Source organism: Thermococcus chitonophagus (genome assembly GCF_002214605.1).
Taxonomy (GTDB): Archaea; Methanobacteriota_B; Thermococci; order Thermococcales; family Thermococcaceae; genus Pyrococcus; species Pyrococcus chitonophagus.
The window spans coordinates 1,834,440-1,853,650 of record NZ_CP015193.1; the positions used below are offsets into that span (position 1 = coordinate 1,834,440).

The 19,211-nt window shown below is 46.5% G+C and carries 25 protein-coding genes, 1 tRNA gene and 3 pseudogenes; 14 read left to right on the plus strand and 15 right to left on the minus strand.

All coding sequences use genetic code 11. The features are described from left to right. Window positions 1-42 precede the first annotated feature (42 nt). Window positions 43-120: transfer RNA gene (locus A3L04_RS10100), tRNA-Arg, on the minus strand. A gap of 94 nt (window positions 121-214) precedes the next feature. Between A3L04_RS10100 and A3L04_RS10105 the strand changes: the two are divergent. The 5 genes and pseudogenes from A3L04_RS10105 to snatA form a co-directional block, all read left to right on the plus strand. Beyond that, window positions 215-497 (plus strand): annotated as a pseudogene (locus A3L04_RS10105) (FAD-dependent thymidylate synthase); the annotation flags it as partial. A gap of 11 nt (window positions 498-508) precedes the next feature. Continuing rightward, a pseudogene (locus tag A3L04_RS11465) lies at window positions 509-1,276 on the plus strand (LAGLIDADG family homing endonuclease); the annotation flags it as partial. A 135-nt stretch (window positions 1,277-1,411) separates the two neighbouring features. Beyond that, window positions 1,412-1,843 (plus strand): annotated as a pseudogene (thyX, locus tag A3L04_RS11335) (FAD-dependent thymidylate synthase); the annotation flags it as partial. 141 nt (window positions 1,844-1,984) lie between these two features. After that, window positions 1,985-2,584, plus strand: coding sequence for a hypothetical protein (locus tag A3L04_RS10115; RefSeq protein ID WP_068577760.1), 600 nt, complete (start codon window positions 1,985-1,987; stop codon window positions 2,582-2,584). Window positions 2,585-2,625: 41 nt separating this feature from the next. Next, entirely contained in the window at window positions 2,626-3,228 is a 603-nt protein-coding gene (gene snatA, locus A3L04_RS10120) for a neutral amino acid NAAT transporter SnatA (RefSeq protein WP_068577762.1), read from the plus strand. On the opposite strand, the gene fbp is transcribed toward snatA, so the two are convergent. Further along, a complete protein-coding gene (fbp, locus tag A3L04_RS10125) occupies window positions 3,229-4,356 on the minus strand; it encodes a fructose-1,6-bisphosphate aldolase/phosphatase (RefSeq protein ID WP_068577764.1) in 1,128 nt (375 codons plus the stop codon). A 216-nt stretch (window positions 4,357-4,572) separates the two neighbouring features. Between fbp and A3L04_RS10130 the strand changes: the two genes are divergently transcribed. Next, window positions 4,573-5,358 carry a DODA-type extradiol aromatic ring-opening family dioxygenase gene (locus tag A3L04_RS10130; RefSeq protein WP_068577766.1) on the plus strand — a complete coding sequence of 262 codons (786 nt, stop codon included), beginning with the start codon at window positions 4,573-4,575 and terminating at the stop codon, window positions 5,356-5,358. Here the strand turns inward: A3L04_RS10130 and A3L04_RS10135 are convergent. Further along, window positions 5,348-6,484: a DUF763 domain-containing protein gene (locus A3L04_RS10135; RefSeq protein WP_394326718.1), complete on the minus strand. Its 1,137-nt coding sequence runs from the start codon at window positions 6,482-6,484 to the stop codon at window positions 5,348-5,350. The two genes, A3L04_RS10130 and A3L04_RS10135, sit on opposite strands and share 11 nt — an antisense overlap. A 43-nt stretch (window positions 6,485-6,527) precedes the next feature. On the opposite strand from A3L04_RS10135, the gene A3L04_RS10140 reads away from it, so the two are divergent. Then, entirely contained in the window at window positions 6,528-6,818 is a 291-nt protein-coding gene (locus tag A3L04_RS10140) for a transcriptional regulator (protein ID WP_068577768.1), read from the plus strand. Here A3L04_RS10140 and A3L04_RS10145 read toward each other — a convergent pair. From A3L04_RS10145 to A3L04_RS10165, 5 genes are all read right to left on the minus strand, one after another. Further along, window positions 6,799-7,170, minus strand: a complete 372-nt coding sequence (locus tag A3L04_RS10145; RefSeq protein ID WP_068577770.1) for a ribonuclease III family protein — start codon at window positions 7,168-7,170, stop codon at window positions 6,799-6,801. The two genes, A3L04_RS10140 and A3L04_RS10145, sit on opposite strands and share 20 nt — an antisense overlap. A 1-nt stretch (window position 7,171) precedes the next feature. Beyond that, window positions 7,172-8,302 (minus strand): iron-containing alcohol dehydrogenase, encoded by a 1,131-nt coding sequence (locus tag A3L04_RS10150; RefSeq protein WP_068577775.1) that lies wholly within the window; start codon window positions 8,300-8,302, stop codon window positions 7,172-7,174. A gap of 2 nt (window positions 8,303-8,304) precedes the next feature. Beyond that, window positions 8,305-8,973 carry a TBP-interacting protein gene (locus A3L04_RS10155; protein WP_068577777.1) on the minus strand — a complete coding sequence of 223 codons (669 nt, stop codon included), beginning with the start codon at window positions 8,971-8,973 and terminating at the stop codon, window positions 8,305-8,307. 77 nt (window positions 8,974-9,050) lie between these two features. Further along, complete coding sequence (locus tag A3L04_RS10160) at window positions 9,051-10,226, minus strand: MFS transporter (protein ID WP_068577779.1); 1,176 nt, start codon at window positions 10,224-10,226, stop codon at window positions 9,051-9,053. Then, window positions 10,223-10,519, minus strand: coding sequence for a PadR family transcriptional regulator (locus tag A3L04_RS10165; protein ID WP_068577780.1), 297 nt, complete (start codon window positions 10,517-10,519; stop codon window positions 10,223-10,225). Before A3L04_RS10165 ends, A3L04_RS10160 begins: the two co-directional genes overlap by 4 nt. A gap of 86 nt (window positions 10,520-10,605) precedes the next feature. Here A3L04_RS10165 and hypE point away from each other — a divergent pair, with 86 nt between their 5' ends. Next, entirely contained in the window at window positions 10,606-11,616 is a 1,011-nt protein-coding gene (hypE, locus tag A3L04_RS10170; RefSeq protein ID WP_068577781.1) for a hydrogenase expression/formation protein HypE, read from the plus strand. On the opposite strand, the gene A3L04_RS10175 is transcribed toward hypE, so the two are convergent. Then, on the minus strand, window positions 11,573-12,073 hold the full coding sequence (locus A3L04_RS10175) for a DUF5615 family PIN-like protein (protein WP_068577782.1): 501 nt from the start codon (window positions 12,071-12,073) through the stop codon (window positions 11,573-11,575). The genes hypE and A3L04_RS10175 overlap by 44 nt on opposite strands. 12 nt (window positions 12,074-12,085) lie before the next feature. Then, window positions 12,086-13,096 carry a deoxyhypusine synthase gene (locus A3L04_RS10180; RefSeq protein ID WP_068577783.1) on the minus strand — a complete coding sequence of 337 codons (1,011 nt, stop codon included), beginning with the start codon at window positions 13,094-13,096 and terminating at the stop codon, window positions 12,086-12,088. Window positions 13,097-13,169: 73 nt separating this feature from the next. Between A3L04_RS10180 and A3L04_RS10185 the strand changes: the two genes are divergently transcribed. Beyond that, the gene (locus A3L04_RS10185; protein ID WP_068577784.1) at window positions 13,170-13,430 is read left to right on the plus strand and encodes a UPF0175 family protein; all 261 of its coding nucleotides are present in this window, start codon (window positions 13,170-13,172) and stop codon (window positions 13,428-13,430) included. Then, on the plus strand, window positions 13,427-13,891 hold the full coding sequence (locus A3L04_RS10190; protein ID WP_068577786.1) for a nucleotide-binding protein: 465 nt from the start codon (window positions 13,427-13,429) through the stop codon (window positions 13,889-13,891). The genes A3L04_RS10185 and A3L04_RS10190 overlap by 4 nt, the downstream gene beginning before the upstream one ends. On the opposite strand, the gene A3L04_RS10195 is transcribed toward A3L04_RS10190, so the two are convergent. Continuing rightward, on the minus strand, window positions 13,888-14,628 hold the full coding sequence (locus A3L04_RS10195) for a class I SAM-dependent methyltransferase (protein ID WP_068579561.1): 741 nt from the start codon (window positions 14,626-14,628) through the stop codon (window positions 13,888-13,890). The genes A3L04_RS10190 and A3L04_RS10195 overlap by 4 nt on opposite strands. Window positions 14,629-14,770: 142 nt before the next feature. Here A3L04_RS10195 and vapB point away from each other — a divergent pair, with 142 nt between their 5' ends. Both vapB and A3L04_RS10205 read left to right on the plus strand, forming a co-directional pair. Continuing rightward, a complete protein-coding gene (vapB, locus tag A3L04_RS10200) occupies window positions 14,771-14,992 on the plus strand; it encodes a type II toxin-antitoxin system VapB family antitoxin (RefSeq protein WP_068577788.1) in 222 nt (73 codons plus the stop codon). Then, a complete protein-coding gene (locus A3L04_RS10205; RefSeq protein WP_068577790.1) occupies window positions 14,979-15,386 on the plus strand; it encodes a type II toxin-antitoxin system VapC family toxin in 408 nt (135 codons plus the stop codon). The genes vapB and A3L04_RS10205 overlap by 14 nt, the downstream gene beginning before the upstream one ends. Here A3L04_RS10205 and A3L04_RS10210 read toward each other — a convergent pair. The 4 genes from A3L04_RS10210 to cbiB all read right to left on the minus strand — a co-directional run bounded on the left by A3L04_RS10210 (window position 15,370) and on the right by cbiB (window position 18,588). Beyond that, complete coding sequence (locus tag A3L04_RS10210) at window positions 15,370-16,335, minus strand: aminotransferase class I/II-fold pyridoxal phosphate-dependent enzyme (RefSeq protein WP_068577792.1); 966 nt, start codon at window positions 16,333-16,335, stop codon at window positions 15,370-15,372. The genes A3L04_RS10205 and A3L04_RS10210 overlap by 17 nt on opposite strands. 1 nt (window position 16,336) lies before the next feature. Next, a complete protein-coding gene (locus A3L04_RS10215; protein WP_331711175.1) occupies window positions 16,337-17,392 on the minus strand; it encodes an AAA family ATPase in 1,056 nt (351 codons plus the stop codon). A gap of 116 nt (window positions 17,393-17,508) precedes the next feature. Then, window positions 17,509-17,694 (minus strand): ATP-binding protein, encoded by a 186-nt coding sequence (locus tag A3L04_RS10220; protein ID WP_068577796.1) that lies wholly within the window; start codon window positions 17,692-17,694, stop codon window positions 17,509-17,511. A 24-nt stretch (window positions 17,695-17,718) separates the two neighbouring features. Further along, window positions 17,719-18,588, minus strand: a complete 870-nt coding sequence (cbiB, locus tag A3L04_RS10225; protein WP_068577798.1) for an adenosylcobinamide-phosphate synthase CbiB — start codon at window positions 18,586-18,588, stop codon at window positions 17,719-17,721. A gap of 43 nt (window positions 18,589-18,631) precedes the next feature. Here cbiB and A3L04_RS11055 point away from each other — a divergent pair, with 43 nt between their 5' ends. After that, window positions 18,632-18,802, plus strand: coding sequence for a hypothetical protein (locus A3L04_RS11055; RefSeq protein ID WP_157092426.1), 171 nt, complete (start codon window positions 18,632-18,634; stop codon window positions 18,800-18,802). After that, on the plus strand, window positions 18,774-19,193 hold the full coding sequence (cobZ, locus tag A3L04_RS10230; RefSeq protein ID WP_068577802.1) for an alpha-ribazole phosphatase CobZ: 420 nt from the start codon (window positions 18,774-18,776) through the stop codon (window positions 19,191-19,193). Before A3L04_RS11055 ends, cobZ begins: the two co-directional genes overlap by 29 nt. The last annotated feature ends 18 nt before the right edge of the window (window positions 19,194-19,211 follow it).

Genomic DNA, 19,211 nt, shown 5'->3' on the forward strand with positions numbered 1-19,211 from the left:
AGAAGTGTTTAAGATTTCAAAGCCAAGAAAAAAGGTATTTTCTGGCGGACCGGCGGGGATTTGAACCCCGGACCTGCGGCTTAGGAGGCCGCCGCCCTATCCTGGCTAGGCTACCGGTCCACTGCCCGCTAGTTCATCAATGAGATTAATTATTTAAAGTTTACGGTCAGGAAACGTTTAAACTATTCTCACCCCATCCCAGAGGGGTGGTCAAATGATCAAAGTCAAGCTCGTAAACTACACTCCAAAACCACTCGAAACCATAACCTGGGCCGCCCTCATAAGCTATTGGGAGGAGTGGACAACTGAGTCTTTTGAGAAAATAGGAATGAATGACGTCGAGAGGCACCTCCCAAGGGTTTTGGGGTATGGTCACGAAAGCATTTTGGAGCACGCAACTTTCACCTTTGCGATAGAAGGATGCTCGAGAGTCTGTACCCATCAGCTGGTCAGGCATAGGATTGCAAGCTACACCCAACAGAGCCAGAGGTATCAATTCGTTTCTTCCGTGAAGCTAAAGGAGTACAAGCTCCCCAAACCCTCAGGAGAGAAGAGGAATCCGCACTGTAAGCTCAGCATAAATCAAGAGAAGGAGATCGTTAGATGGTACCTTGAGGACGGTCTCTCATTATGGCAGATAGCAAAGATAACTGGACTCCACCCTGCTTCTGTTCTCTCGATACTTCGGGCGTATGGTGTTACCCCCCAAAAAGCAGCGGAAGTGTACAATGGTAAAATCGTGAATGAGAATTTCTTTAAAGATATAAATGACCCAGACAAGGCTTACCTCCTCGGTTTCATAATGGCAGCTGGCGACATCGATGAAGCAAAGAACGCCCTCATACTTGACAAGAAAAACTTTGAAAATACTCTCTTAATGGAGATAGCAGAACGCATTGGACGTGGGGCAAAGATAAGGGCTCAAAAGGACAAAAATATCGTTTGGATTTGGGTTGGAAACAGAAAGCTGATTGAAGACCTCAAAAAGTGGGGGGTTTCTGAAAAGGATAAAAGAACCCTAAATAAGGTTATTAGGGAAATCACTAAGGATCTCTGGCCACACTTTCTTAGGGGTTACTTAGACGGGAATGGGTATATCAGGGTTATTTTCAAAGATGGAACTTTTCAAGGAGTGGAGGTAACGTTCATTAGCCCGAGCAAAAAAGTCCTTGAAGACCTCGCGCTCATGCTCTCTGAACTGGGGCTTCCGGAAGGTGAACTAAAATACCATGAAACTCAAGGAAACTGGTACCTCCGCTACACCAAGAGCAGTAGTTCCGAAGACCTATTGAGACTTCTGTACAAGAGCGTTGATCCTCTCCTTACGAGGAGAAGCAACATACTGAAGGCCCTAACAGTTGTTCCAGAGCTCAGGGAGAGAATAAAAGCCTCTATACTCAGAAGACTTGAAGAGTATGAATTCACGATCCCCGAAAGCGTTTTAGAAGATCCATTTTTAGCATACAAGTGGTATGATCTTATGAGAGATGCCAGGGAGCTCTACATTGAGTCCGTTCAGGCAGGAACTCCAAAGGAAGACGCGCGTTTCATTCTCCCTCAGGCCGTTAAAACCAAAATCGTGGTCACGATGAACTTAAGGGAGCTCAAGCATTTCTTCGGGTTGAGACTCTGTGAGAGGGCCCAGTGGGAAATTAGGGAAGTGGCGTGGAAGATGCTGGAAGAGCTCGCAAAGAGGGAGGACATAAGGCCAATAATAAAGTGGGCAAAACTCGGGCCAAGATGCATCCAGCTCGGCTACTGTCCGGAGAGAGAGTTAATGCCCCTAGGTTGCTTCCAGAGGACAAAGGAGAAGTGGAACAAACTTTTAGATCTTACTAAATAAAGTATAAAACATTCGGATTGTTACTTTTTTGTTACCTTTATCAGTCATTCATTTTCAAGAATCTTTTAAGTTATGTCTATCTGACTAACTTATGTGGAAAAAGCTTTTATTCATTATATTCCATTAAGAAGTGGTGACATTATGGAGGATCTCAGCGATATCAGTAAGCCATCAAGAGATAACTATAAGGATCAAAATGATCCTCTCGATCCAGTTATCTCAAGATGGCATGAAATTATGGAAACAACGAACCCAAGGTTAGTGGGGAGTTTAGACCTAGAAAATGGAAGAATCGAGTATTTTGAAGTAATTGAAGATGCAACAGCAGAGAACATCATTCTCCATGAAAGTTCAACGATATACTTTTCAATAAAGATTAAGCCTCCTCAGGTTCCAGAAGACGTAATTATCCAGCTTCTAGACGTGGCTCTTGAAAACCCAATAAAGCATTTCCGAGATCCAAAGAGAGTTCTCGAATTTATAGTGGCAGGTAACGATTTTTCTACGATATTTGACGTGTATTTTACCCTAAAGGGAGCATATCCCCTGTACTCAGGTAACATCTCAGATATCGGAAACCTGCTCCTAATGATATCCCAGCTATCTGGAGAGTACTACATCTCAGGGATTTCATTTGATGGAACAAGCTACTTTAGGGTAGTATTGAACTCGGGCATGATAAGAGCCTATAGGGCTAGGGGGAAGGAAACGCTACTTTTTGTGAAGATATGGAAGCTTTAAGTTTTTAAATTCAGGGGCTTCTCACGAGCTTAGGTGGTTCAATGGAAGAGCTGAAGTCGTTCATACTAATGTACGCAGGTCTGTTTGCAATAACTAATCCCATAGGAGCAGTTCCAGTTTTTATGGGCGTTGTAAGCCACCTTCCAATAGAAAAGAGACATGAAGTTGCCAGGAAGGTTTCAATAACAGTACTAATAACGCTTATAACCTTCGCCTTAATAGGCCAGTGGATATTCAAGTTCTTTGGCTCAAGCGTTGATGCCTTCGCAATTGCCGGTGGAATTCTGCTGTTCAGAATGGGAATGGAGATGCTCTCCGGAAAGCTCTCCTCAGTGAAGATAGACGAAGAGGAAGTAACATTAGAAGAGGTAGCTGTAATCCCTTTAGCAATTCCGCTGATCTCCGGTCCTGGAGCCATAACCACGGTTATGCTATACATGACTAAGGAGAATCCAGCCATTGTCATTTTGACAATAATCACCGTAAGTGTTACGGTCTATCTTATCCTATCGTCAGGTAATAAGATAATTGAGAATATGGGTCGAGTGGGAATTAAAGTAACGACGAGAATGATGGGACTAATCCTTACCTCAATGGCAGTTCAAATGATAATAAATGGGATAAAAGGAGCATTCAACTTGTGATCACTCTACAGGCTCAAACCTGTCCTTTAACTTTTCTAGAACCCCTGGGAGCGTAGTGTACTCCATCTCCTCAAGAGGTAGCCTGTGAGGCTCGAATGGTCCGTGCCTCCTCATGTAATCCGTAATCTCCATTGCCTTCTGCCTGGCCCACTCAAAGGCTGGATCATCAAACAAGTCAACTGGGCCGATAAGCTTTCCTTCTGGGCTTATCTGCCATCCTAAAGCTACCGCCCTTGGTGGTCCGTCGAACCTAGTTGGCGTTGCATACTTGAGCGGGACTGGCATTAGAGGCCCGTTGTGCGAACCCCTCATCCACCCGCTGACCAAGTGCGGGAAGGCAAATGGCTCGAGAACCTCTCCAAGAGCTGGAAGGCCGCTCTGAGCCCTAACTATTGCAACTGGGTCGTCCTTACCAACGTATTCTCCAGCCACTTCGTAGAGCTTTTCAGTTGAGACCACCGCAACGGGCTCATCCTCTGGTATTGGGTGACCCTTCTTTGGATAGACCCTCTTAATTACGTACCTGCCCTTCGCACCTATTAGCGCGAGGATATCATACATCTCCTCGGGTGAGCTCATAATAACCTTCTTATGGTCGTAGATGTCCCAGATCTCAAACCTGAACCCCATGTGCATCTTTGGATCGATTACTAGACCGGCGGTGTTGAAGGGATCAGCGAACATCCTAAATATAGGCAAGTTGAAAGCTCCAGGCTCGGTCTTGTCAAGGTGGAACGTAACTATGGGCTCGCTCTTCCTTAGCGTAATCTCCATCTCAGCAACACTTGGGCCTAATCCCCTAACATTCCCGCTGAATGCATCTTTTAAGAGATCCTGGCCTGCACCGTATAACCCTAATTCTTTAGCGACTTCGGTGGCCTTCTTAAATGCCTCCCATGCAAGGCCGTGGATCTCTGAACTGTCAACGCCCTTCTTGTGTGTCATTATCAACTGTAAATCATCTCCAGCGTACGTGACGTAGAAGTCTATTATAGTTCCTTCCTTCTGGGCCTCGCTTAGAACTTCCTTTGCCCTCTCTATCAGGGCAGGGTGAACTCTCGAGTGTCCAGGCCAGCCGCCAACGTCAGCCTTAATCACGCTTATAGTGATCTTCTCTCCCACTGCCATCGTCACCACCTCCGGTGAACAAATCCGCTTAACACTAGAATTACCTATTCTTAAAAAATTTTGCCTTTGTTAACCTTCACCACCGAAAATGACAAGTATTCACCCCAAGTTAAGCTTTATGTTTGTAAATATTTTGTTCTTTAATAGTCATTAAATTTCACGTAATTCCGGGGGAAAGTTAAAATTAGGAACCCCAAATATTTTACGGTGGTAAAAATGCTGGTTGGGATGGCCATAATGCCCCACGGAAATGAGGCAGTTTATCCGCCAGATGAGGAAACAAGGAAACTCCACGAAAACCTGAAAAAAATTGGGAGAGAGCTGAGGAATGCAGAAACCTACGTATTGATAACCCCACATAACGTAAGGATAAGTTGGGCTCTCGGAGTTATAATGGCCGAACACCTAATCCCGTGGTTGCCGTTCAACGATGTTGACGTGCCTGTAGATGATGAGTATGAGACCGACAGAGAACTAGCCCAGGAAATATTCCTGGGGGCTAGAGCCGAGTTTCCAGTCGTTGATATAAACTTCGCGACTTACAGTGGAAGGTACTCAAGGTTTCCGCTGACATGGGGGGAAATAATTCCCCTTTATTTCCTCGAGAAGAATCCACTCGTCCTAATAACCCCAGCAAAGCTCGAAAGAGATAAGCTCATAGAGTTTGGAAGATTCTTAGCAAATCTTCTCGAGAAGGCAGGTAAGAAAGTTGCGGTTATCGTGAGCGCAGACCATGGCCATGCCCACAGTGAAAAAGGCCCCTACGGCTACGCAAAAGAGTCAAAAGAGTACGACAGGAGAATAGTTGAGATGCTAAAATCCGGAAATCTCGAAGGCCTCCTGGAGTTCACCGACGATTTCATAACCAAAGCAAAGCCAGATAGCTACTGGTCCCTTCTCATGGCCCTTGGGATTTTAAGGGAGATACCTATGAAGCCCGATCTCGTGTCTTACGCTTGTCCAACATACTACGGGATGGCCTCAGCGTTATTCAGAAGGTAGGGATCTTTTCCTCCTCCGGGAACTTCCATCTTTCCGTTATCCTTCTAACTCTCTTCAGAATTTCCCTGTTTTTAGTTTCCTCAAGCCTTGTTAAGAATTCTATTAGATCGTCATAGATTCCCTTCTCAATCCTGAAGGGCACTCTATCCTTACCCCCAACGGCATAAGCGAACTTAAACGGATCAATTGGATGAGTAACAGGATCCCTCCAGCTTGGCTTAACATCATATATTAGCTCAGCAACTAAGGCTAAAGCCCTCAAAGTCCCTGGGCCAAGACCCCTAATTAAGAGGAAGCTCTCGTAATCTTCAACTGCAAGTTCCCTAGCGAATTCCAAAGCTTTAACGTTGAGTTCAATCTTCCCAAGGCTTTCATATCTTTTAATGACCCCTGCAACATCAACATCCCTGGGCTTGTAGAACACCATGTAGCCCTTTTTCATGGCCTTAATTGTCTCGACTTCCCTCGCAACCTTTTTCCCTTCCTGGGCTATCTCGATTATTGTCTTCTGTATTTCCTTGGAGTCTATATCTACGGTGTTCAGGGCGAAGTCCCTCTTAACTCCAGCCACTCCTTTATGGGGGTTTAGCAACTCTTCAGCGTTGAACCAGTGGTACCTCCTCGCCAACTTCTCCTCGGGATTCATCCCCTGCTGTACAACAGCCCAGTTTCCCTCTTCATCGAGAAAGAAGGTGTGATGATAAAGCTGGTAACCAGTTTGAAGAGCGACGGAATCTACCTTAGCGACCAGCCTAGACATCTTAACGTACTCCTCCCAGGGAAGATCGAACTTCTCCGCTATAACTTTCAGCTCATCAGGCGTCTTCCTGCTAGCCTTTCCCTTTCCCCCAGCAACCTTTATTCCTAGATCAAGCTCGTTCAGTGCCTCTTTGACTATCCCGGTGGTTACGGTCGTTGATCCTGAAGAGTCCCAGTCCATTCCGATGAGGTTATTGAAGGCCTGGAACCAAACGGGATCGGCGAACCTCTCAAGGGCACCCTTCGTCCCGTATTCATCAACCAATATCTTGAGAACAATCCTAGCTAACCTCTCCATCCTCGAAGCGAGCCAAGGGGGAACGTGGCCGGTGTGGAGTGGAAGCTCGGCTATGCCAGATCTCATCACAAAACGTTAAATCTTGAATCTTAAATTCATTTCGGGATTAAAAATGGCCAGAAGGGAGAAGATAATTGAGCTACTCTTGGAGAGGGACTACAGCGTTAGCGAGCTTGCGAGAATTCTAGGACTTAGGGGAAAGGGATCAAAGAAGGCGATCATTGAAGACCTAAAGGTCATAGCAAAGATAGCGAAGAGGGAAGGCATGATCCTCCTGATAAAGCCCGCCCAATGCAGGAAGTGCGGCTTTACATTCAAGCCAGAAATAAACATCCCCTCAAGGTGTCCAAGGTGCAAGAGCGAGTGGATAGAAGAGCCGAGGTTCAAGCTCGAGAGGAGGTGAGCCTCTCGCTTATTACCTTGAGGAGAGGAGCCAAAGCCTTTCCTATGGCCTCCTTCTTCTTTGAAAAGTCTAGAACGTCCTCACTCAAGTTTGCCTTTATTATCTCAACAGCCTCCCTCTCCGTTATTAAGCCCTTAAGCCACGCCTCCGCAATTAAGGCTTCGGCATAATCCCCCTTCGCATGCTTGTCCATTCTCCTCAGCCCCTTTGAAAGCCCTGCTAAGTCTAAAGCAATAGCTAAGGACGCGTTAGGAACCCTGTCACCAGTTGGCTTCCCCAGGAACTCCGTTAGGGCAAGAGAATAAAGGAAGTTGATAAGAGAATCTCCAAACTTCGCCAATCCCTTGTCCATTTCACTCCCCACGGAAGGCCTTCAGATAGATCTCTTTGATTTCATCTACCGTTGGCTCCACTGGGTTGAAGTTCACTAATGGATCTTCATACGCCTTTTTAGCCATCTCATCGAGCTTCTCCATGAACTCCTTTTCATCGACGATCTCGGAGAGCTTGGGAACTCCAAGCTTCTCGTTGAGCTCAATAACCTTGAAGTAAAGCTCCTCAACGTCCTTGAAGCCGAGTTCCTTCGCGAGGGAATCGTACCTTCCCGGAGCCCTCTTTATGTTGTACTCCATAACGTAAGGTAATAGGATAGCGTTAACTAACCCGTGAGGCCCTATCCATGCCGCCTTGTGGCTCATTGCATGAACTAGGCCAAGCCTTCCATTGAGAAAAGCTATACCCGCCATGGTCGCGGCGTAGTGGATCTTTTCTCTGGCCTCCCTATCCCCACTGACGCTCCTCTCCAAGTACTCAAAGACCGTCTTTGCGGCCTTAATCGCGTAGGCATCACTGAAGGGGGTTGCGACCTTTGAAACGTACGCCTCGATTGCGTGAACCAGGACATCCAATCCAGAGTTTCTGGCAACTTCCCGGGGCATCTTCTCCGGCAACCTCGGATCAAGAATTGCATAGTCTGGACAGAGCTCAGGGCTCACGAGGGTATACTTTGTATCGCCCTTCTTTATGACGCTCGCGGCTGAAACTTCGCTTCCAGCCCCGCTCGTTGACGGGATAGCTATGAGCTTAGTCTTAAGCTTTGGAATTGGGTTTACCTTTTGAAACCTGCTGAATATAGCCACATCGTCGAAGTTAAGGTCCGGAACATCATAGAAAACTTTAACGGCCTTCGCAACGTCTATAACGCTTCCACCACCGATTGCAATAAACGTTTCAGGCCCAAACTCTTTAACCTTTGGAAGTATCTCTTCCACAGCCTCTAGGGTTGGTTCAGCTGGAACGCCTATTATGGTCTCGTAAACTGCCCCGGCTTCTTCAAGGTACTTGGTAACTTCCCCCAGGAAGCCAAGCTTATCCATTGACCTTGATGAGAACACGAGAACCCTTTCGTTTTCATTCACAATCTTTTCAACGTTCTTCAGTGAGCCCTCTCCAAGAAAGAGGGTAGTTTTAAGGAAGAATCTCATGCTTACTCACCTTCAAAGCTGTCCTTTATAAAGTCCTGGGCCTCCTCGCTGAACTTGTCCATGGGAACTTCCTTTCCAAACTTATCGTAAACCTTCTTCTCGACGAAATTTATCTCGAGTACCTCATACTTCTCTTCACTCCACTCCTTCACATCCTCACCATGGTTTTTCATGTGCCTGGCAAGGCTGTCTATATCTACGTACTTTCCACAGTGCTTGCACTTGTAGAAGGGCCAGAATACGTAGTCCCTCCCGTTAACTAAGCCCTGCTTTAAGTGTTCTATCAGCCTTCCGCCAAGGTAGTCATATATATCCTCCTGCTCCAGCCCCCCATCCTTCTCAATAACCTTAAAGCCGGCCCAGACTATGTGATCTGCTATATCCTGAACCGTGGGTCTTAAGAACTTCAGGGACATTATGAAGGCTCCGTTGTTGACGTAGAAGGTTCCCTTCCCAGGGATCACTATAACATCTAGAACTCCGGGCTCCTTTTCCTGGGCTAGCTTGTCAGCTTCCTCCTTGCTACCCGCTATCCTCACCTGTAGTTTCATCCCGCTCTTCTTGTGAATTCCGATTATGGTGTTATCGTCAATGTGCCAGTGGAACTCGTCAATTGTTCGTATCTTTGCGTAAACTTTTTTCATTTTTTCATCTAAGCTCTCAAACTTCATGCTCACCCACCAGAAAAAGCTGGAATTAAAAATTAATAAAGCTTCGCGGAAAAGCTTTTAAACCGAGCCAGGAGGCTCTACTTTTCCCTTGTTAGAACCATAAGGATCATTGCTAAGGCGTTCATGGCCGCGGCATATAGGAAAGCATATGTTAGGGAGTAAGTCTGCCAAAGTATCCCAGCTATTACAGAAGCAGGGAGCACGAAGATCCCGAAGACCGTATGGTATGCCCCTATAACAGTGCCCTTCTCGAACTCCTTTGCTAGATCTGCCATATAGGCTCTTGGAATCGTATCCTCTATCGCGATGTATATCCCATAGAGCACGAAGGCTAGGGCAAGCTCTAGGGCATTCCTTGCGAATGCAAAGGCTATCGAAGCTAAAGCTGCTATTCCAAAGCCAATAGTTATGAGCTTCCTCTTCCCTATCCTGTCCGAGTATGCCCCCAGGGGATATGCCGAGAGGGCATAGATGAGATTGAAGAGAGCGTAGAAGCCCAAGCCCTGCATAACCGTTAGTCCAAGCTCCTCAGCCTTCCAGAGGGTAAAAGCATAGCTGTACCTTCCCAAGGCACCTATTGCAATTATGAGAAGGAAAAGCTGAAGGCTTCTTGATCTTAATGCTGATATTCCCTTAATCTTCTTCTTAACCTCCCCGCCCTTATCGACGACGAAGAGGAGGACTATGAGAACACCTACCAGTCCTGGGATCGCTGAGATTATGAAGATCCTCTTGTAAGCAACGACCTTCGGAAGTTGGGAAAATATTGCTAGGAGCCCTATAGCAGCTAAGGGGCCGGCAACGGCCCCCAGGGTGTCCATCATCCTGTGGAAGCCAAAAGCCTTTCCCGTTTTACCCTTCTCGCTTGATTCGGCAATTAAAGCATCCCTGGGGGCCGTCCTTATTCCCTTGCCGATCCTGTCCACTATCCTAAGGGCAACGAACTCCCACCAGCTACTTATGAACGCCAGAGAACCCTTAGCTACAGCTGAGAGCATGTAGCCCAGTGCAACGAAGGCCTTTCTCTTCCTGAACCTATCGCTGAAGTATCCAAACAGAACCTTGAACAGTGAGCTTAAGCTCTCTATAAGACCCATTATTGAACCGCTGAGAGCCTTTCCTATGCCCAGGATATCGGTGAGGTAAGTAGGAACTATGGGCATTATCATCTCGCTACTCATATCGTTGAGGAAGCTGACAATTCCTAGGAGGAAGACGTTCCAGCTTACCCCGAATATCTTCCTCTTCTTCATTCACATCCCTCCAGAAGTTCTTTGCAGAGCTCTCTAACTCTTTCACGACCCTCTTGGAGAGCCTTCACGCCCTTTTCCGTTATCTCGTATACGCGTATCCTCCTCCCCTCTCTAACCTCCCATCTGCTCCTTAGCAGTCCCTCTTTCTCCATTGAGTGAAGTAAGGGATAGATAGTCCCCGGGCTGACTCTGTAGCCGTGTCTCTCCAGCTCTTTCATTATAAAAACTCCCGTAATCCCCCCTTTTTCCGCGTGGTGGAGTATGTGCAGGATTAGAAAGTCTCGGTACTTCATATCGAATCCCGATATCGAAACTCGATATTGCCTTAAAAACGTTTCTTTATTAAGGTACCAAAACCTGAGTATGAATGGGGATGGACATGAAGATAAGGCTCGAGCACGGTGCCGGTGGAGAGCTAATGGAGGAACTGATTAGGGATGTGATACTGAAGAACATAAGGCTGAACTCCGCTGGTGGAATAGGACTTGAAGCTCTTGATGACGGAGCTACAATACCCCTAGGGGACAAGCATTTAGTGTTTACAATAGATGGACACACCGTTAAACCCCTCTTCTTCCCTGGGGGAGACATAGGTAGATTAGCTGTAAGTGGAACGGTCAACGACCTAGCCGTTATGGGGGCCAGACCATTAGCCTTAGCGAGCTCCCTGATAATTGGGGAAGGATTCGACGGAGCTGATTTAGAGAGAATTCTGAAGTCAATGAATGACACCGCGGAGGAGGTTCCCGTTCCAATAGTTACCGGAGATACTAAGGTCGTTGAAGATGAAATTGGAATATTCGTGATTACGGCCGGAATTGGAATTGCAGAGAGGCCGATAAGCGATGCTGGAGCCAGGGTTGGCGATGCCGTTCTGGTTAGCGGAACGATAGGAGATCACGGAATAGCCCTGATGAGCCACAGGGAGGGCATCTCATTCGAGACCGAGCTTAAGAGTGATGTCGCACCGATATGGGATGTAGTGGAAACGGTGGCAAAGACAATAGGCTGGGAGAACATCCACGCAATGAAAGACCCGACAAGGGGAGGGCTCAGCAACGCCCTAAACGAGATGGCGAGAAAGGCCAGCGTTGGAATTCTAGTCAGGGAGAGCGACATACCGATAAGGCCAGAAGTAAAAGCTGCAAGTGAGATGCTCGGGATAAGCCCCTACGAGGTCGCCAATGAAGGAAAGGTCGTAATGATCGTTGCCAAAGAGTACGCCGAGGACGCCCTCGAGGCCATGAGGAAGACCGAGAAAGGCAGAAATGCGGCAATCATAGGGGAGGTAATAAAAGACTATCCCGGGAAAGTCATCCTTGAAACCGGCATTGGAGGAAAGAGGTTCATGGAGCCTCCAATTGGCGATCCCGTTCCGAGAGTTTGCTGATTTCCCTGATCCTTTTATCTATCTTTACCATCTCCCTCCACTGCCTTCCGGGCCAGTAGACCTGACCGCAGTTTAGGCAGATGTAAAACTCATTGTAGATCTCGTAGACCTTCTTAGGAACTTTGTCCCTTATCTCCTCCTTATTGACCCTAACTATTGGGCCATTGCACTTTGGGCACCTTGCATTTTCGGGAAATAGTTCGTTGAACTGTATTCCCTCCCCCATCAGTTGCCTAACTTGATCCTCGAAGGAGTTGGACTCTATTAAAATAACCCCCACCCCAAGCTTCTTGGCTCTCTCAGCAAGGCCAGAGTCCCGCGTAAGTATTATCCTACCCTCTTTTTTAGCGACTTCAAGGATTTTGTCATCCTCTTTAATCCCGTACAGTGTATCGTAACCGTAGAGCCTCAGCCACCGAGCGAGCCTGCCAAGCATCATATCGGCTATGAACTTCATGCAGCATCACGTTTAGTCTTTAAAAACCTTCCAGACCAACAGGGGAAACACTAAGGTTGCATCGGCCCATATCTCCACGTAATCGGCCTTAGCTTTTATCTTTCCCCAGCTAACACCTTCGCTCGGCGGTGCACCGCTTAGAGAGCCATCCCATGGGACGGCAGTAGTTATATATATTGCATAGTCTGTTCCACCCCTGAAGAGGTTCGCGTTTATTATCGCGTGCTTCGGGAGGGAGCCCCCTAAGATTATCGACGCTGTCTCCTTGGCTGTAACGGCAAGGTTGTTCAGCTTTACGATGTCGTTGGCTATATCTATTACCAACTCCCTATCACCGCGCTCCTCCTTGAAGAAGTAGAGCATGTCCCCTATAGATCCATCAGTAATCGCCGGGCAGAATATTGGGACGTTCCTCTTGTAGGCCCAGTAAATTACGCTCTTCTCCTTCTCTTTACCTAGCTTTTCATCCATGTATCTTCCGAGCTCGTAGATGAACTCGCTGGCCGTTAAAGGTCTCCCAGCTTCGCGCTCTATCTCGAGAATGCGCTCAAAGAATGAGATCATGTACTTCTCGAACTCTATATAACGGTCGTTGGGAACGAAAATGTTACCAATCCTGTTTATGCCCTTCTCCCTCAACAGGGAATCGTCAACGTGCCAGTCACCAAGGATAAAGGGCTTAAGGGCCTTTATGAAGTCTTCCTCAATCCCTCCAGCCGTGGTTACGATAACGTCAACCTTGCCCTCTTTAACGAGCCACGCAATTATCTCGCGTAGGCCAGATGATATTATGTTCGACGTGTAGCCCAGGAAAACCCTAACCTCCTCTCCTCTGGCGCGCTTCTCCTCGACTCTCCTCCATATCTCTATCGCCTTCCCAAGGTGAGTTGCTTGAAAGCCTATCCTCTCGTAGTAGTCGAGGACTTCCTCCAAGCTATGGATATCGTCAAGCCAAGGACCCTCGATTGGAGTTCCCTCTATTTCCTCGCTCTTCTTCAGGACTATCTCTTTGGGCTTGGGCATAGGGGTTGGTATTCCCGGGCGTATTTAATAATTACCTTTAAAATTTGTTTTGGTATTTAGCTAGGGAGAGAGGATGAGCGAAATCTTAGTATCTATTCCCCAAGACTTGGCCAGAATCCTTAAGGTTAATGAAAGGGAGCTCCCAAAACTTGTGAAGGTATACCTAGCGATTAAACTCTACCGTGAGGGAATAGTTAGCCTTGGAAAAGCAGCCGAAATAGCTGGAGTTAGCAAATGGGAAATGATGGAGATTCTAGCTTCAAAAGGTATACCTCTTCAGTATAGTGAAGAGGATCTAAGGGAAGATGTGAAAACCTTGGAGAGATTACTATGAGGGTAGTCTCTAATTCAGGGCCCCTAATAGCCCTAGCTAAGATTGGAAAGTTAAAAGTTCTAAAGGAACTTTTTGGTGAGATAATAATTCCGAGAGCTGTCTGGTATGAAGTCGTTGAAAAAGGGAAAGGAAAACCGGGATCCATGGAAGTTGAAAATGCAAAGTGGATTAAGGTCGTTGATGTAAAAGATAAAATTGGCGTTGAAATTCTCAAAAAAGAAGTTGAGATTGGCGAAGCTGAAGCAATAATTTTGGCTAAGGAAATTAACGCTGATCTGCTTATCCTCGACGAGAAAATTCCAAGGATCATTGCAAAATCCCTTGGATTGAATGTAGCTGGGACTCTTGCAATTCTTTTCATTGCAAAGAAGATAGACATACTTATAAACATGCCGAGAACAAAAGGTGTCTACTTCAGCGATAAAGTCCTCAAAGAAGTAAAGAGGATGTACCAAGTTTAAGCCTTGACCATAACGGCCCAAAACCTCTTAGCGTTCTCCCTGAGCTTCCTTTCGTAGTCAGAGTACACCCTTACTTCCCCAAAGACTTCCCCTCCCAGAAGTTTAATCTCCCTGGGAGTGTATATGTTGAGCTCATCGCTGACGAAGAACGCCCTAACTTCACCGTTCGGCCTTAAAATCTGCACGAGCCTCTTGAACCTTACCTTCTGCACTCCAGGCAAAACCTCTCTCCAGTCCGTGATTATAAGCCTCTCTTCTCCATGAACCTCGTCCCACACGAAGGGACCTAGATTCCTCACCACGAACCACTGGGGAAAATCAGCTATGAACACTCCGCCCGGCCTTAGAGCTTCGTGAACTTTTCTAAACAGTATCATTAGCTTCTCCTCGTTAAAATAGGTGATGCTCGAGAAGAGCATCGTTACAGCATCGAACTCTTCCCTGAAGTTAATCTCAAGGGCATTTCCTTGAATGAACTTAACCTTGTCGGTTTTCCTGCGGGCAACTTCAAGCATCTCCTCGTGGAGGTCAATGCCGACAACGTTGTAACCCCTATTTGCAAGCTCAACTGTTGGTATTCCCGTCCCGCAGGCCAAATCTAAAACATCTCGAACTTCCCTCTTAGCGTCTTCCCTGAAGACCTCTTCAAGGAAGGCAACTTCCCTCGATATCTCCTGGGCTCTCCTCCTGTATATTGAGTCGTAATACTTGGCCAAAACCGTATAAAGCTCGTGCATGTGCATGAATAAAACTTCATCTTTAAATATCTTTGGCCTTAAAATCTGCCCGAAACATTTTGCACTCCCGTAAAAAGAGGCAGTTGGTTATACAAAAATGTTTATATATGTGTAATTCAATTATGTATTCAGGTGTCGTATTATGGAAGTTGTTAGTTTTAGGATCCCAAAGGAGCTTAAGAGGAGCATGAAGGAAGTTGACATTAACTGGAGCGAGGAGATTAGGAAGTTTATTGAGGCTAAGGTCAGGGAGTACAAAAGGAGGAAAGCATTGGAAGAAATTGATGCAATGCTCTCAAACCTTCCAAAAGCCGAAAAAGGAACTGCAAAAAATTACGTGAGGGAGGACCGTGATAGTAATTGATGCATCTTCCCTTGCCAAGTACATACTAAGGGAGGGAAACTGGGAGAAAGTTAGAGAATACCTCCTAGATGAACCCTATTCCCTAACATTAGCCTTAGCCGAAGTCTCAAATGCCATTTGGAAGCATCACACACTATACAAGAGGATTTCCAGAAAAGAAGTTGAGATAATGTTTACCGCGTTGAAAAAGCTCAGAGAGGACGTGGTGATTTTTGAACCGTTCGAGAATTATCTTGGCATGGCAATGGTCATGTCAATGAGCGAGAGGATTCCTATTTATGATGCTCTCTATTTAGCCCAGGCGAAGAGATATGGAGTTCTCCTTTTAACAAGTGATGAAAAGCAATGGGAGGTTGCGCTCAAACTTGGGGTTAAAGCTAGGTACATTGAATAACATCTTTCAAAACCTTAATGAGGATATCGTTCTCCTCAGGCCTCCTAACGGAGAACCTTACGAATTCTGGAAGGCCGAAGCTACTGCAGTCCCTAACCAAGATGCCCCTAGGCTTAACCCTCTCGACGAATTCTTTAGCGTTTCCAACCCTCATTATAAAGAAGTTAGCATCGCTTCTAACTCCCAGTTCCCTCTCCAACCGAGATTTCTCCTTCCATATTAGAGGCATTGTCCTCTTCAGGTGCTCAAACCCATCCTCCAACAGGAACTCAAGGAAGGCAACTCCCGTGGAGCCTATGCTCCAAGGCATCCTGACGCTCCTGAAGTACTCCGGGAAGCCGATGACGTAGCCCACCCTAATCCCAGGTAGCCCGTAGCTCTTTGTGAACGTCCTTAACTTTACTATGTTCTCTCCCTGGGGACTTTCGGGCTTTTTAACGAAGTCTATGAAGGCTTCATCTAGGATTAACAGAGAATTTGTATCTTCAACGGCATCAATTAAAGGCTTCAGCTCCCTAACCCTGTAAAATTTCCCATCCGGATTATTGGGGTTGCAGAAGAATACTATTGAACCTTGAGTCACAAGCTTGGCAAGCTCCCCAGGATCGTTTGGCCCCTTCACTATTCTCGCTCCAAATATCCTCGAGACCCTCTCGTACTCTTCATAGGTGTGCCTCGGAATCACAACTGTTTTACCTTTAAGGACTGGGCCCAGGAGGTACAGAGCTTCGGTTATCCCGGCCGTTACCGTTACCTCTTCCCCAGCGAGATCACTAAGCTTCCCTTCAAGCTCGTCCCAGTAAGGATACCTCCCGCTTATCTCCTTGGCCCTCTCGAACATCTCCTCCACCCACTCCGGAGGATAGGGATTCACAGAGGCCGAGAAGTCTATCAGGCCTTCCTCCCTCGCCCCGCCGTGCTTGGCCCTGAAGTTTACCGGCTCGAGCATGCTATCCCTCCTTAAATATCCTCTCAATCATCGGGTCAAAAATGTAGTACCTACCTCCCCTCTTTTCAACATAGCCAGACTTTACGAGGTTCTCTAAGAGCTTTGAAAAGTTTGAATCGTTTATATAGCCGAGCTTAAGCGTTACATAATCCTTTATATCCCTCCACCGGGAGTACCCAAGGGCTATCGCCTTGAGTATAACCTTATAGCGAGGGCTGTATGAGAAAAGCCTCGAAAGTTCGCTCTCGACTATCGCCTTAGCCTCCCTGAAGACTTCTTCCAAAGCCTTACCGTGATCTAGCCCTCTCGCCACCCTTAGGTAGCCATAGAGGGTCAGCCAGCCAACAACCCCATCAAATGTGTTAACTGCATCTTCAAGCTCTCCCTCCTTAATTCTCATGCCAGCCTCCCTGAATCCACTCTTCAAGAATTCAAGGCTTAAATCCCGGGAGAACCTGCTTAAAACCACGTCATGATGGTACCTACCGAAGAGGGGAGCTCTCGGATCCTCAAACCTAAGGAAGTCAAAGAGCATTCCAACCTCAGAGCCAGTCAAGATAAAGGTCAGATTCTCGAGGTTGTCAACCGCGTAAGCCAAAATACCATCGTAGCGGGTTGCTCCCCCAAATCTTAAGTACTGAGCCTCGTCAAACGCTATAATGAATCTTCCATACTCATTTAGGGCCTCAAGCAACTCGACTATTGAGAAATCCTTCGCAATCTCAACTCTAACGCCAGAAACTGAGAGGCCTTTAACGTTCCTCTTTAATTCCTCTAGGAGCCTCTTCCTGCCACTGAGCGATGAAAGTAGCATCCTGCCAATCACGTACCTGTTCACGGAGGAGAACTCGGAGTAGGTTTTTCTAACGTCGACCTTTATTGATGGATACTCAATTTCATTAAGCGTGACGTTCAGCAGTGAGCTCTTGCCAAGTCTCCTGGGGCCCAGGATTAAAATAAGCCTTTCTCCCATATCAACGGCCTTTATAACATCTTCCAGCTCATTTTCTCTGTCAAATAGCTCTTCCCTTTTTGTTTTTGGGTACGGGAAAAACAACAACTTGCACCCCTCAAAGTTACTTGTACCCCTGCAAGTTAATATAGGTTTCGATAAACCTAGGCTTCATACTCTAGCTCCTGTAGATCCTTTGATGGAACTTTCCCGAGTATTCCTTAGAGATATATCTTGTGGTAGTTTTGACGACTTGTCGGCCCAAACAGGAAATTTAAGGGGAAAGGGTCAAGAGAAATCTCACTAATTTCTTTGGGTATCCATTTAATTTCACTCTCCTTCCACTTTCGGTAGTCTTCATCATCCTTGAACCTTCCCCTCCACCATGGATTGAAGTGTTCAATCATGTTGGTAATTGCACTACCAATATTTTAAATTGGTAGTCCAACTACCAACTCCTTTAAAAGCAGAACAAGGAGTAACCACTCAGTCACAGCTATCCAGTAAAACCTCAGGGCCCTCTTCACGTCTTCAAGCTGAGGCTCCCTTCCAGGGAACCTGTAATAGCTAGGCTTTTCAAGCCACACCCCAAGAACAGCCGACATCACGGCTATCGGTTTATCCGAGTTTATCTTGTACTTGGCGAGCTTGTAGTGCCTTACAACCTTCCTGGGGCCAAAAGGAAGAAAGAGCAAAACCGTAATCCTCGCGGGGATGAAGTTTAGGGCATCGTCAAGTCTCGCAGAGAATTTACCGAAGTACTCGTACTTCTCGTTCCTGTAACCAATCATTGCATCGAGAGTATTCACCGCCCTGTAGATTAAGGCCCCAGGAAGGCCAAACAGGAGGTAGTAGAATAGGGGAGCAACTACAGAATCGTTCAAGTTCTCGGCGAGGCTTTCGATCGAGGCCGAGATTAAGTGAGGCCTGTCAAGGGACTTAACATCCCTACTCACGATCATGGACACTGCCTTTCTCATCTCCTTTACATCCTTGGTAATCGTCCTTGCCACGTGCTCATAGAGACTTCTTATGGCGAATGAGGACTTAAGGAGGTAAACCGCTAGGAAGTAGTTCAGGGGGTATGGGAGATACTTGGGAAGGAGCGAGAGAGCAAAGGCAAAAGCGATAACGGCTAACGCAACCAAAAATCCGGCAAAGAAGTCAAAGATAGGCCTTCTGCGCTTCCATCTTTTGTCAAGTGAACTAATTAAGTGACCAAACCACACAACCGGGTGAAGCTTGGCGGGAGGCTCACCTAGGAGCAGATCCCAGAGTAGCGCGAAGATTAAAATATCCATGATGGAGAATATATCCCACAGGTTATAAATTAAGGTGATAGTTATGAACGAGTTAGAGAAGCGCATAAAGGAGGCAATGGAGTTTGAGAGGATAATAAAGAAGATCAAAATAAACGAAGAAGAAGCTGAAGCCCTTAAGAGGGAGATAGCGAAGGCTGTAGCAAGATACTACGGAGTGATCCAAGATGAAGGAGAGAATCCTCAAGAGACTTGAAGAGAAAGGAATAACCCTACAGGCGATCATAGACACTGCCCTAGAGCTCTACATAGGAGAAGAAAAAGATAACATCAAGGAAAAGCTACACTCCCTACTCCTCGGGTACCTTGAAGATATAAACGTTCAAGCCCTCCTGCTTTCCGCAATCCTCCTTGAGGAGAACTTTGAAGTTGAGGGAGATCCCGTTAATCTCATTGCTGACGAACTAATAGGGATAAATATAGCCGAGTACATTGGGGGAAAGTTCGCCCTCTTCAACTTCTTCTACTACGACACAAGAAAACCGGGGATATTAAAGGAGCTCCCACCGTTTCTCGACGATGCGATAGGAGGTTTAATAGCTGGATGTATGACTAAGCTCTTCGAAGATAAAGCTGATAAAAATTGAACGTCACAACAAAGATTG